The sequence below is a fragment of the Fictibacillus sp. b24 genome (assembly GCF_030348825.1).
Taxonomy (GTDB): domain Bacteria; phylum Bacillota; class Bacilli; order Bacillales; family Fictibacillaceae; genus Fictibacillus.
Genome location: NZ_JAUCES010000005.1, coordinates 163,126 through 176,697 on the forward strand (window position 1 = coordinate 163,126; position 13,572 = coordinate 176,697).

A 13,572-nucleotide genomic window follows, 5' to 3' on the forward strand; every position below is an offset into this window, starting at 1 on the left:
GGGGAGAGAGATAAATTGAAAAGATATTCGTTATTTACTATTGCAGCTATCTTTATTATCGTACTGTTGACAAGCTGTGGTTCATCAGAAGAAGGTGCAACAAAGAAAATTACATTAGGGGCAACCGTTCCATACAGTGACATGCTTGAAAAAGGGGTAAAACCTTATCTTGAGAAAAAGGGCTACACCGTTGAAGTAAAAGAGTTCAATGATTATGTTCAGCCAAATATTTCATTGAAAAGCGGTTCATTGGATGCCAACCTTTTTCAGCATAAAGTTTATATGGACGCTTTTGGAGCAGAGAATAATATGAAACTCGCTTCTGTCATAACAGTGCCGACTGCACCGATCGGAATTTATTCTAAGAAATACAAATCACTAGATGAAATAAAGCCTGGAAGCACGGTTACTTTAGCGAATGATCCAACTAACTTAGCGAGAGGTTTGACCGTTTTAAGAGATAACGGATTAATTGAGATTGACGGTTCGGCAAATCCTTTAAAAGTATCGGAAAAAGACGTTACCAAAAATCCGAAGAACCTTAAATTTCAGCCTGTAGAGGCTGCACAAACTCCTCGAACACTAGATTCGGTAGATTTGGCAGCAGTAAACGGAAACTTTGCCATCTCTTCAGGTCTGGACCTGAAGGATGCCCTTGTTAAAGACAAACTGCCTGAGGAAATCATTAATCGAATTGTTGTACTTGAAAAAGATAAGAATTCTAAGCTAGCAAAAGATCTTAAAGCAGCAGTAGAATCAGATGAATTTAGGAAAGTAATAGAGAGTGATTTTAATGAGTTTCATAAGCCAGATTGGATGAATAAGTAATTACTACTTTTCACATGATTTGTACGAAAAGCAACTAAGTTTACAATAACAGCAAAACAAAAAAACCACTGACATAATGGGCTTTCCATCACGTCAGTGGTTTTTTGCATGTAGATATTAACGAACACCTTTCATGAACCCTTGAATCTTAGGCGAGAGCATGAATAGGATAATACTTAGAAGAATGGCTACTCCACCAATTACTCCAAAGTACATCATTTCTGTTTTATCTGTATAGAATTTAACGATTTGTGCGTTAATTGCCTGTGCAGCTGCACTGGATAAGAACCATAAGCTCATCGTTTGTGCAGAGAATGCAGCAGGTGCAAGTTTCGTTGTTGCTGAAAGACCAACTGGTGATAAGAGAAGCTCACCAAGAACAACGATAAAGTAACTAAGCACAAGCCATAATGGATTAACTAGAGAATCTTCTCCACCAAAGTATGCAGGAAGAAGAATAACTAGGAATGATAATCCTGCAAATAATAAACTTAAAGCAAATTTCTTTGGTACTGTCGGTTGACGATCACCAAGCTTTACCCAGATCCAAGCAAATAATGGAGCTAGAACAATGATGAATAACGGGTTCAATGATTGGAACCAAGCAGGTGAAATCGTAATACCTGCAAATTCAAGGTCCGTACGCTTGTCTGCATATACAGCAAGAATTGTAGAACCTTGTTCTTGAATAGCCCAGAACATTACAGATGCAATGAATAACGGGATATAAGCGATAATTCTTGAACGCTCAGTAGCTGTCGTTTTAGGACTACGGTACATAACAATAAAGTAGATAGTCGGAATCGTGATACCGAAAATACCAACTAATGTAATGAATACGTCTAATGTAAAGATACCAACAGGAATTGTTGTACCTAGAATTACAGCTAACACAACCACACTAATACCAACGATTAATGATACTTTTTTCTTCTCAGCTGGAGATAATGGGTTAGGAACAACAGTACCTGCAAGACCAAGATTCTTTTTCTTAGTAACAGCAAATACGATTAGTCCTAATAGCATACCAAGTGCTGCAATTCCAAATCCTAGATGGAAGCTCGTTTTTGAAACTTCTCCTACAATTAATGGAGATAGGAAAGCACCTAAGTTAATACCCATATAGAAAATACTGAAACCAGCATCTCGGCGATTATCATCTGTTGCATACATGTCACCTACTACGCTTGATACGTTAGGTTTAAGTAAGCCTGTCCCAATAACGATAAAGACCATTGAAATGAATAACATAGTCAGATCGCCCGGTAGTGACAAGACAATATGACCGATCATAATTAAAATACCACCATAGAATAGTGCTCTAGATGTACCAAAAACTCTGTCTGCTAACCAACCACCAATTACACCTGACATATATACAAGTGAACCATAAATGGACATGATTGCTAAAGCAGAGGACTCTTCTAGCCCTAAACCGCCTTTTGAAACTTCATAGTACATGTAATAAATGAGGATTGCTCTCATTCCATAGTAAGAAAAGCGCTCCCAAAACTCAGTGAAGAAAAGTGTAAATAGACCTTTAGGATGTCCAAAGAAGCCTTTTTGAGGTACACTATCCACAATTTTCTGTCTATTGATGTCTGACATAAGACAACCTCCTTTAGTTCATTAAATATAATACTTTGAAATATTTATTATTGTCAAAAGTTTTCGGCTTGTCTATTATTACAGGTTTTTATGCATTCGTAAATGGAAATTACAACCTATATAGGCCTAATGGCTTATATCTATGCAAAATGTAGAATAAAACATGTATAAATAAAGTAAAAAAAATTCTAAAGTAGTATGCTCAAAAATCAAAAATAATTGTAAGGTGTTGGGAAAATACTTATAACATTGTGATACGAGTAAGATTTCAGTAGTATAGAAGAATAAGTTTAAGGTTTGAAAAGAGGTCTTTATCAATGAACAAAAATTCCATTTATGGATTAACAATTGAACAGCTTACAGCATGGCTTGGCCAGCACGGATATAAACCCTATCGCGCTTCACAAGTTTGGAACTATCTCTATAGAGAGCGGGTAACCACTTTTTCGGAAATGATCGATATCAAAGACGATTGTATCGAATTATTAACCGAAAACTTCACCATTCAAACGCTTCGTGAGCACGTTAAGCAAGAAGCATCAGATGGAACAGTAAAATTTTTATTTAAATTGAATGACGGCAACTTGATCGAAACCGTACTGATGAGACATAAATACGGCTTATCTGTATGTGTAACGACCCAAGTAGGATGTAATATCGGGTGCAGTTTCTGTGCGAGTGGTTTGTTAACAAAAACACGGGATCTATCCAGTGGGGAAATTGTAGAGCAGATCATGAACGTTCAGCATCATTTAGACGCAGTGGGTAAGGGAGAAAAAGTAAGTCATATCGTAGTAATGGGAATCGGCGAACCCTTTGATAACTTTGAGAACATGGTGGACTTCTTAAAAATCATGATCGATCAGAAGGGGCTTGCGATCGGATCAAGGCATATTACGGTCTCTACTAGTGGAATCGTTAATAAGATGTACGAGTTTGCAGATGTGAACATCCCTGTAAATCTCGCTTTATCCCTTCACGCACCAAATAATGAACTGCGTACACGAATTATGAAGATCAACAGAGCTTTTCCCGTTGAAAAGCTAATGGATGCAATCAACTATTATATTGAGAAAACAAATCGCAGGATTACAATTGAATATATTCTATTAAAAGATGTAAATGATCATGTAGAAGAAGCGGTCGAACTCGCGGCTCTTTTTCAAGACAAAAAGAAGAAAACGTATATTAACTTAATTCCATATAACCCAGTGGATGAGCATAGTCAGTATCAGCGAAGTGACCAAGAATCTGTTCTAGCTTTTTATGATACGCTCAAGAAAAACAGTATCAACTGTAAGATTCGTCAAGAACACGGTACAGACATTGATGCAGCGTGTGGCCAGTTAAGAAGTAAGCAGATTAAAAAGGATAAAGATCAATCAAACATATCTTAACAAAAAGAGACTGGTTTATATGACCGGTCTCTTTTCTTGCGGATTGTTGTTTTCAAATATCATTTTCTTCTGTGACCGTTGATTGGAGTGTAAGATGCGAGACTCCTGCGGGACAGGCGGGCAGTCCGAAAAGTGGAAGTGGCTCGTTCAGCCCTGACAAGCAAAAGGTGAATGGGCTAGGAAGGCGCACTTTACCTTCTGGACCATTTAACTTTTGACCTCGAGGGGCTAGCCACTGCAACTAGACAGGTGAGACACTTAAAAGTGAAACGTCAAATGTGGCTCACCGCCTGCCCCGCGGAAAGCGAGCATCTGGAACGGAAATCTACCACTTCAAAGAAAAAAGTTTACGAAAACAATTATGTTGACAACTGTAAAAGAATTACATATGATGATGGTAATTCAATGGAAAGGTTGGTGTGTTTGTGAGCGTTGTCGTTCTTAACTAAAACAATTTGGATACAGGTATGCAAAAGAAAAAATGAAACGGGTTGCCCGGTTTATTTGTCGTGCTCTTTTGTTGCCGCCAATAGTTAAGAACAGCGGTCAGATACAAGCCATCATACTCATTCCTTTGATGCTGCGGACTCTTCTTATGAGCCGATTTTTTTATGCAGTTTTTTAGGGTGAAGTCTATCTATGAGGCAGAAATGACAATGTTCATTTCTGTCTTTTTTTATTGGCACGTTCCTGGCCTCTGTTAAGAGGAGGGGATAAAAGAAATTTTGATTGAAAGTCGCTATAAAAAATTTTGGAGGTAGATCCATTTGAATAGACAAACCATTACTATGCTTGAATTTAACAAAATTAAAGAAAATCTTAGTTCATATGCAATGAATGCAGCAACGAAAGAAATGATTGAAAAACTGGAGCCTTCTTCAGATGTATCTATAATCAAATCGTGGATGCTTGATACGACTGAAGCTAAACGGATTCTGGAGAAAAGTGCTAGCGTTCCGATCGCTAATTTGAATGGATTGGAACAAGTGCTTGAAATACCAAAAAAAGGTTTAAATCTATCACCTGAGCAGCTCACTTTGATTTACGGTTTGCTCGAGAATGTCACGAGAATGCAGCGTTTTATGAAAGATAAGAATTTTTTAGCACCTGCAGTATCCACTTATGCCTATTCCATGTTTGATCTGAGCGATTTAAAAGATGAAATCTATCGGTGTATTCGAAACGGCAGAGTTGATGATCATGCCAGTAAAGCTTTGTTAAAAGTAAGGAAAAAAATAGCGGTGGTAGAAGAAAGAATTAAATCCAAGCTAGATAATATGATGAAGTCAGCAGCTTATCGCGATATGTTGCAGGATCCAATCGTTTCAATGAGAGATGGACGCTATGTAATTCCTGTGAAAAGTAAATTCAAACGAAATATCGATGGCCAGATTCTTGACCGTTCTTCTAGCGGAGCAACTGTCTATATGGAACCAAACGATGTGAGGAAACTGCAAACAGAAATAAGTATGTTACGAGCAGAAGAAGAGATTGAGATTTCAATGATCCTAGGTGTACTGACAGGAATGGTAGCGGGATTTGAGAGAGAGCTGCACATCACAATTGAAGCGATGGTACACTATGATTTTATTTTCGCTAAAGCCAAATATAGCAGATCAATAGATGCGATAGGTGTTGAAATCAACCAAGATAACGTTATTAAAATCCAAAACGGCAAGCATCCGCTTCTTGGTGAGAAATGCGTTCCATTAAATTTTATGTTGGGTGAAAATTATCAATCCTTGGTTATTACAGGCCCGAACACAGGAGGAAAAACGGTTGCGATTAAAACCGTCGGGTTGTTGACGTTAATGGTTCAGTCAGGTCTTCATGTACCTGTGGGAGAAGGCAGCTGTTTTGCAGTATTTAGAGAACTTTTTGTTGATATCGGAGACGGACAGAGCATCGAGCAGTCTTTAAGTACATTTTCTTCGCATATGACAAATATTATTTCGATTTTAAGAAATGCAGGACCTCAAGATCTCGTTATTTTAGATGAACTAGGAGCAGGAACGGATCCATCAGAAGGTATGGGCCTTGCGGTAGCCATACTTGAAAAACTGTACAGCAAGGGAAGTATGATTCTAGCAACCACGCATTATAGTGAGATAAAAGAATTTGCTGCTGTCACTCCAGGTTTTGAAAATGGATCAATGGAATTTAATTTAGAGACACTTCAGCCTATGTATTCATTAGTTATCGGTAAAGCGGGAAAAAGCCAGGCATTCGCAATCGCTATCAAACTTGGGATGGACGAAGAGGTTATCCACCGTGCACAGAGTATTACTCAAAAAGAAAGTTATCCACATGTGGACAAAGAGAATTCAGGAATGTTTTCCACAGAAGAATTTGAAAAGATAGCTCATTTAAGGGATAAAGCTCATTCGAAAGTGAAAACTCAGTTTAAAAAACAACAGAAAGCCGATGATCTCCAAGGTGAATCCTTTCAAATCGGTGACCGCGTTTATGTTTCAAGTCTAAAGACAGCAGGGATTGTATTTGAACTAGAGAATAACCAAGGAGAGTTTGGTGTAATGGTGGAAAACAACAAACATTACATCCATAAGAAACGGCTGAAGCTCCATATTGAAGGTAAGATGCTTTATCCTGAAAACTATGATATGGATATCGTTTTTGAGTCTAAAGAAAATCGAAAAAAAGATAAACTCTTGAAAAAGCGGCACATTGAGGGACTTTCGATTGAAAGAGAAGAAATTTGATCGGGGGAGAAGTATGGAAAGTAAGATCGTCTATAAAATTTTAGAACTCACTGATTTAGGGGATAACCTTTTAGACAGCTTTAAACGGTATCAGGAAACAAAAAATGTATGGTATTTAGAAGAAGATGAATTAAAAACGAAGGATGACTACTTTATTGATGACTGGTCAGCTGACAAGAAGAAGTTAGTAATTGATGAGCTAAGGTTATGCGTTACAAACAATGGCATTGTAGCAGGAGCATTTGACGGGGAGAAGCTAGTTGGCTTTGCAAGTGTAGAGAGCGAACGTTTTGGTTCAAAAAATCAATACGTTGAGCTTCCGTACATTCATGTTTCAAGTGAAGCAAGAGGGTTAGGAATCGGCAAAAAGCTTTTTGAAATATGCTGTAAAGAATCAAAGAAGTTAGGGGCAGAGAAACTATACATCGCTGCACATCCGTCTATTGAATCACAGGCCTTTTATGATGCAGTAGGATGTAAACGCGCTTCAGAAATTAACGTTGATGTGTTAAAAAAAGAGCCTTTAGACATTCAGTTAGAGAAAATTTTATAAAAAAGGAAGAGACATCTCACTCACGTGGTAGATGTCTCTTTTTGTGCAGGCAGGATAACAACACGGTCGACTATAGAATTTTCAATATCGCGTCCTACATCAACTGCCTTTGAAACAGAAGAATCACATGTAATGTCGGTAAGTGAGATATCATCAGCGCGATTCGGTCCGCCGTACACTTTTACAGCGGGCCCAGCAGAGGAAAAGTTCTTAATGAAAATCTGATTGAGAATGACATTACGAGCTCTGTATTGGATGGCAATTACCGGGTTTTGTTTATAGTCGTAGGAGGGGTCGCCGATAAATGTTAAACCATTAATGACAACATGATTATATCCTGCTACGACTAGACCTCGTGGTGTTGAATCATTGTATAGATCGGTATATATAGGTGCGATGCTAAAGATGTTTGTAGCGGAAATATGGTGTGCCGTTTTTGATGGGGGATCCATGTCCTTATGATGGCCAATATGACGAAAATTGTAGGATCGGTTGTCATTCACTGAAATATGTCCATAAATATGCACATTGGTCGCTGCAGAAGCATTATGATGAGCTTTTACTTCTACGCCGCCAAAACAGCGAGTGGTGGAGTTGTTTAAAAGCCATACGTTATGTGATCCATCGTCTACCTCAATACCATTAGAGTTAGAAAACCCCTTTTTATGAGACCTTCCGCTAGGATCGCACATATGAGAATTGGAGATAAAGATATATTCACTGTGGTGGGTTGTAATCCCATCATCTCCGAATCCATATCCGTTAAGATTATCTAACCAAATGTACTTGCTGCCTCCTCTTGAGCGCGTCCCATCGCCTAGATAGGTATAAACAGAAGAGGAGACATCAAAGCAATGCAGCCCTGGGTTAATGGCCTCGAGGTCCATCATCCAGCCATACGTAACATTAGCAAAAGTAACACAGCTAGATCGATTGTTACCTGCACTTGTTTTTTCTTCATCCCCTAATCTTTCAATGTTCCAGTCCAAACTCATTCCTTTTACTGCAATATTTCGATTCCCTTTAAGGTGATTCTTGTTTGTGACGAGCCACTCTGCTTTTGGGGACTGATCATGCAGTTTTAAGGTTGTTTTGCCCTTTCCTTCCCCTAAAAGAATCGTCCATGAAGGCAATTTGATCCCTTTTGTAACGTATATTCCCTCTGGAATGCGCACGATTACTCTGCCTTTTCCTATCGCTTTACGAAATGCTTCTGTATTATCTGTTACACCGTCACCAACCGCGCCATAATCTATGACGTTTACTTCCCCTTTTATTTGACCATATAGCACTTCATATTGCTGATCTAACGTATTTATCCATCTGGGAAAGGCATTTCCTTTTTCATCAAGTTCCCAATCTGTTGTTTGTATATCGTTATAAGGCACTCTTTTAATCAAAAAACTTTTCGTTAAAAATTTTAACCATTCAAAAGTTAAACCCTTTTGTTGTGACCACTTTTTACTCGAATTCTTGAATAGGTTTTCCGATGTGAGTAATTCAACTGGTTGTGATATGGAATGTTCACGCTGTAATTTTTCAAGAAGTTCTTTATTTTTCATTGGACTATGTTTTTTATCTAAATGCAGCAAAGTAATGATCACCTCTTTTAAATAGATTAACTATAATTAATGGTTTCCCTATCTCAAATTATGTAATCAATAGAATGAATAACGAGAAGGGGAGGGGATTCTGAAAAGGTAAAACACCGATGCAAACAAAAAAGTTTACATGTTTACAAATATGTTTGCAATTGTTTGCTTAATTGTTTGCAAGTTTACAAATACGTTTACATGTTGCTGTGTAAGGGATTACGAGAATTGTCAGTCGATGTTTACAACATTGTTTGCAAGTTTACAGAAAATGTTTGCGTGTTTACAAATTTGTTAAAAGAAAAAATAGGCATTGTTTAATTTTAGATAACCCTCTAATCTATTAATATAGCAACAAAATAAAGATGGAAAAAGAAAGGATGTACGCACATGAGTAATTCTAGAATTGCTGCTGTTGATGTAGGTAACGATTCATTAAAAGGAATTTTCGGTACATTAGATCATGAATTAAACATCCCTAACGTAATTGCGAGAGATATTGAAGATCGTCCTGTTATTGGGATTGAGGAGTTAGACAGCAAAGATCCGTTAGAAGGCATACATATTAGAGTACACTCCCCTGCCCTAAAAGAAAATAATGTGATTTACCGCGTTGGACAGCTTGCTGCTAAAAGCGACAACTCTACTGAATTAGATCCAGGAAGTAGCAAATCCGAAGAAGATCAAACATTGATCATGCTTTTTGCTGCTCTAGCATTAGACGCAGTAAATGAAGATAACGCAAAGACGTTTACTAAAAACAATAATGTTATCGACACGAGCTACATCTTAGGTACTGGTTTGCCTCTTCGTGAAGTAAAAGAAGGCAAAGACGCTGGATACCGTTCAAAATTATTAGGATCTGTTCACCAAGTAGAATTCCTTGTAACACCTAAGTACCAAGGAATTAAAGTAAACTTGAAATTTGAAGAAGTAAAGGTATATCCAGAAGGATTTGCAGCGTTTATTAACCTTGTAATGGATAATGATCTAAACATTACTAATAAAGATCTAATCGACAAGCCAATCCTTATTCAAGATATTGGAGGACTTTCTACTGATATCGCAGTAATTAAGAACAGAAATGTTGATGATGATAAAGCTCAAGGCTTTAACTTAGGTGTTTCTGAAGCGCTAGAGCAAATTAGAGAAGAGATCCGCTCAAAGCACGGTGTTGAACTCGACAGCCGTCGTGATGTTGTTGATATCATTACGAAAAAGACGAACCGCAACCACATCATGGTGCGCGGCAGCCGTACGAGCGTACATGATATTACAGACCGCATTTTAGTAGATTTGGCGAAAAAACAATATCGCTTGCTTCGTAATGTTTGGCAGAAGAATTCTCAAACAGAAATCTGCTATTTTGTTGGCGGAGGTTCTGCTGTACTAAAAGATTACATTAAAACGTTAAACAACAATCTAGATGGCTATAACATCGACTTCTTTGAAGACGAAAAAGAAAGCATTTGGATGATGGCAAATGCTTATTACAAGCTAATTTCTGATCACCTTAGAAGAACAGCTCCAAAAGAGAAAAAGAGCGAGGATAAAGACAAAAAAGCCGTTAAAGCTTAAGTATAAGTAGGGTGATGAAATGGACAAAAAAGCATCCAATGAAATAACAAGAGGGAAAACGATCGCTTTTCGCATTCCCTCTGACACCCCGGATCACGTCTTAAAACAGCTTCAAAAGCTAAAAGAGACGGAGAGACGCAATTTTTCGAGCAGAATATCTGAGTTTGTCCTCCAAGGTGTTGGACAAAGCATCCAAAAGGACAGAGAAACGATTACGATTCCGCTTCCGAAAAATCTTAGTAAGATGCAGCGGGATTGGCTGAAGCATGAACATTCAGAAGCTTTATTAGGCAACATTATGTATCAGCTCATATCCAATCCAGTACGAACAGCATCATTACTGGCGGCTTTAAACAGCAATTCTACAGATATTGATCAAGCTCTTTATCTGCAGGAAGAACAAACAGATGACGAGACTTCTTTAGACCATTATCATGACATTCCTGCAGAGCCAGCAAGCTCAACAAATGACTTTGACGATGATGATTTAAGTCAATTTGATTGGGACACTGCTAAGCGGGATGTTGATGAAGAAAAAGAAGAACCTCAAAGCCCAGAGCAGGAAATGGAAGATCTGCTAGGCGATTTCCTTGCACATATGAATAAATAACATGAGGCGCAGCTGTTATTCAGCTGCGTTTTTTTTGTGTGAAACGCTTATGTGCTTCACTCATGTGGCAAGTACGCGCCTTTCAACACATCAACACACCAAATGAGGCAAAGTTTCTATAATATTTAAAATAGCAACAAGCGTTTAGAAAGGTTCTTCTCTAAACGGTTGTTGTTTTAAGCATTTGATTCTATTCTCGTCTTTGATAGTTGGTTGGAGCGCAAGATGCGAGACTCCTGCGGGACAAGCGGTCAGTCTGAAAAGTGGAAGTGGCTTGTTCAGCCCCGACAAGCAAAAGGTGAATGGGCTAGGAAGGCGCACTTGGCCTTCTGGACCATTTAACTTTTGACCTCGAGGGGCTAGCCACTGCAACTAGACAGGTGAGACACTTAAAGGCGCAAAGCGGCAAGGGGCTCACCGACTGCCCCGCGGAAAGCGAGCATCTGGAGTGGAAATCAATTACTTTCAAGAGCAGCATTGCTTGAGATAATAACTTTTCATCAGAATTCAGTTTGCTTCCATCCACTGTAGGGAAGGGTCTCTATATGATGTTTAAATACATATAGAGAGGAACAATCGAATGAGCGATCAAAATAAAGTGAATGGCAACAGCAAGGATGAGCAGCTGGAACAATTTCGTACGGACGACAAAGGCAAAAAGCTAACAACAAACCAAGGGGTAAAAGTAGCGGAAGACGAATTCTCTTTAAAAGCGGGAGAGCGTGGCCCAACACTCATGGAGGATTTTCATTTTCGTGAAAAGATGACACACTTTGACCATGAACGAATTCCAGAGCGTATTGTGCATGCTCGTGGATTCGCAGCTCATGGCGAGTTTGAATTATATGAATCGTTAAGTGACTATACGAAAGCCGATTTCCTAGGGAATACTTCTAAAAAAACACCCGTTTTTGTACGCTTTTCAACGGTAGCGGGTTCACGCGGATCGGCTGAAACTGTGCGTGACGCTCGGGGTTTTGCAACGAAATTTTACACTGAAGAAGGAAACTACGATCTCGTAGGCAACAACATTCCGGTCTTTTTTATTCAAGACGCCATTAAGTTCCCTGATCTTGTACATGCGTTGAAACCAGAACCTCACAACGAGATGCCTCAAGCAGCAAGTGCTCACGATACGTTTTGGGACTTTGTTGCAAATAACCAAGAATCCGCTCATATGGTCATGTGGGCGATGTCTGACCGTGCCATACCACGCAGTTTCCGTATGATGGAAGGGTTTGGCGTTCATACATTCAGACTTGTAAATGACGAGGGGAAAGCTCATTTCGTGAAGTTCCATTGGAAACCTGTACTCGGAACTCATTCACTTGTTTGGGATGAAGCACAAAAGATATCTGGTAAGGATCCAGATTTTCATCGCAGAGATTTATGGGAGTCGATTGAAAATGGAGATTACCCGGAATACGAATTAGGGTTGCAAATCATCGTTGAAGAAGATGAATTTAACTTTGATTTTGACATATTAGATCCGACTAAACTGTGGCCAGAAGAAGATGTACCTGTGAAAATTGTCGGCAAGATGACGCTGAACAGAAACGTGGACAACGTGTTTGCTGAGACGGAGCAAGTCGCTTTTCACCCAGGACATGTTGTACCGGGAATTGATTTTTCAAATGATCCATTGCTGCAAGGACGATTATTTTCTTATACTGATACACAATTATCACGTCTTGGTGGCCCTAACTTTCACGAACTGCCGATCAACCGTCCTGTCTGCCCATTCCACAACAATCAGCGAGATGGAATTTCCAGGCATACAATAAATAGAGGGCAAGTGAGTTATCACAAGAACTCTCTTGCGGCGAATACGCCGTCACCTACTCCAGAAGCAGAAGGAGGTTATGTACATTATCAGGAGAAAGTGGAAGGCAGAAAAATTCAAAGCAGAAGTGAGAGTTTTAAAGATCATTTTTCTCAAGCAACACTGTTTTGGAACAGCATGAGTGATCCGGAAAAACAGCACCTTAAAAATGCTTTTAGTTTTGAACTGAGTAAAGTAAAAAGCAAATCTGTACAGCAGCAAGTGGTTGATATGTTCGCTAACGTGAGTCTGGAGCTAGCCACAGCTTTTGCTGAAGCGATTGATGCGGTACCGCCTGAAGGGGAAGGTTCTGCTGTGACAAAAAAATCTCCTGCGCTCAGCCAGCTCAATTCGAAACAAAGCCCGAAAACGAGAAAAGTTGGCGTGATTGTCGGTTCAACTGTCAGTGGTGAGGTTGCAGAAATACTTCAGGCTTTAAGCAGCAACGGCATTCAAGCAGAGTGTATCAGTGACAAGTTAGGAAAAAGAACAGCGGATAACGGTTCGGAATTGGAGATTATGCATACATTTTTAACCGCTTCGTCTGTATTATTTGATGCGATTTATGTTGTAGGTGGAAGCAGTGATAACGCGATGTTTAAGAAGGAAGCTTTACATTTCGCAAACGAAGCGTTTTCACATTACAAACCTATTGGGGGAACTCATGAAGGACTGCAGTGGTTAAAAGAAGCTGAACTGGCAGGAAACCCTGGTGTGGTAACGGTTGAAGGGAAAGAAGATTTCGTACCAAGTTTTACTGAAGCTATTTCCGTACATCGTCATTGGGATCGTCAATTATAAAATTTTTTTTTAGAACAGTGGATGTAATGTTCACTGTTCTTTTTTTGCTATTTCCTATTGGAT

Annotated in this window: 10 protein-coding genes; 8 read left to right on the forward strand and 2 right to left on the reverse strand. The window is 39.0% G+C overall.

Features of this window, described 5'->3' with window-relative positions; all coding sequences use genetic code 11:
- Window positions 1-15: 15 nt before the first annotated feature.
- Entirely contained in the window at window positions 16-828 is an 813-nt protein-coding gene (locus QUF49_RS00935; RefSeq protein ID WP_289493888.1) for a MetQ/NlpA family ABC transporter substrate-binding protein, read from the forward strand.
- Window positions 829-945: 117 nt separating this feature from the next.
- Here QUF49_RS00935 and QUF49_RS00940 read toward each other — a convergent pair whose 3' ends face one another.
- Entirely contained in the window at window positions 946-2,436 is a 1,491-nt protein-coding gene (locus QUF49_RS00940; protein WP_289493889.1) for a peptide MFS transporter, read from the reverse strand.
- Between the two features lie 317 nt (window positions 2,437-2,753).
- On the opposite strand from QUF49_RS00940, the gene rlmN reads away from it, so the two are divergent.
- From rlmN to QUF49_RS00960, 4 genes are all read left to right on the forward strand, one after another.
- The gene (rlmN, locus tag QUF49_RS00945; RefSeq protein WP_289493890.1) at window positions 2,754-3,833 is read left to right on the forward strand and encodes a 23S rRNA (adenine(2503)-C(2))-methyltransferase RlmN; all 1,080 of its coding nucleotides are present in this window, start codon (window positions 2,754-2,756) and stop codon (window positions 3,831-3,833) included.
- A 249-nt stretch (window positions 3,834-4,082) separates the two neighbouring features.
- On the forward strand, window positions 4,083-4,262 hold the full coding sequence (locus QUF49_RS00950) for a hypothetical protein (protein ID WP_289493891.1): 180 nt from the start codon (window positions 4,083-4,085) through the stop codon (window positions 4,260-4,262).
- Between the two features lie 338 nt (window positions 4,263-4,600).
- Window positions 4,601-6,553, forward strand: a complete 1,953-nt coding sequence (locus QUF49_RS00955; protein ID WP_289493892.1) for an endonuclease MutS2 — start codon at window positions 4,601-4,603, stop codon at window positions 6,551-6,553.
- A gap of 13 nt (window positions 6,554-6,566) precedes the next feature.
- Entirely contained in the window at window positions 6,567-7,106 is a 540-nt protein-coding gene (locus QUF49_RS00960; RefSeq protein WP_289493893.1) for a GNAT family N-acetyltransferase, read from the forward strand.
- Between the two features lie 20 nt (window positions 7,107-7,126).
- On the opposite strand, the gene QUF49_RS00965 is transcribed toward QUF49_RS00960, so the two are convergent.
- Window positions 7,127-8,668 carry a glycosyl hydrolase family 28-related protein gene (locus QUF49_RS00965; protein ID WP_289493894.1) on the reverse strand — a complete coding sequence of 514 codons (1,542 nt, stop codon included), beginning with the start codon at window positions 8,666-8,668 and terminating at the stop codon, window positions 7,127-7,129.
- A gap of 420 nt (window positions 8,669-9,088) precedes the next feature.
- Here QUF49_RS00965 and QUF49_RS00970 point away from each other — a divergent pair, with 420 nt between their 5' ends.
- The 3 genes from QUF49_RS00970 (at window position 9,089) to QUF49_RS00980 (ending at window position 13,509) form a co-directional block, all read left to right on the forward strand.
- Window positions 9,089-10,276, forward strand: coding sequence for a ParM/StbA family protein (locus QUF49_RS00970; protein ID WP_289493895.1), 1,188 nt, complete (start codon window positions 9,089-9,091; stop codon window positions 10,274-10,276).
- Window positions 10,277-10,295: 19 nt separating this feature from the next.
- Window positions 10,296-10,886: a hypothetical protein gene (locus QUF49_RS00975; protein ID WP_289493896.1), complete on the forward strand. Its 591-nt coding sequence runs from the start codon at window positions 10,296-10,298 to the stop codon at window positions 10,884-10,886.
- A 580-nt stretch (window positions 10,887-11,466) separates the two neighbouring features.
- Window positions 11,467-13,509 carry a catalase gene (locus QUF49_RS00980; protein ID WP_289493897.1) on the forward strand — a complete coding sequence of 681 codons (2,043 nt, stop codon included), beginning with the start codon at window positions 11,467-11,469 and terminating at the stop codon, window positions 13,507-13,509.
- Window positions 13,510-13,572 lie beyond the last annotated feature (63 nt).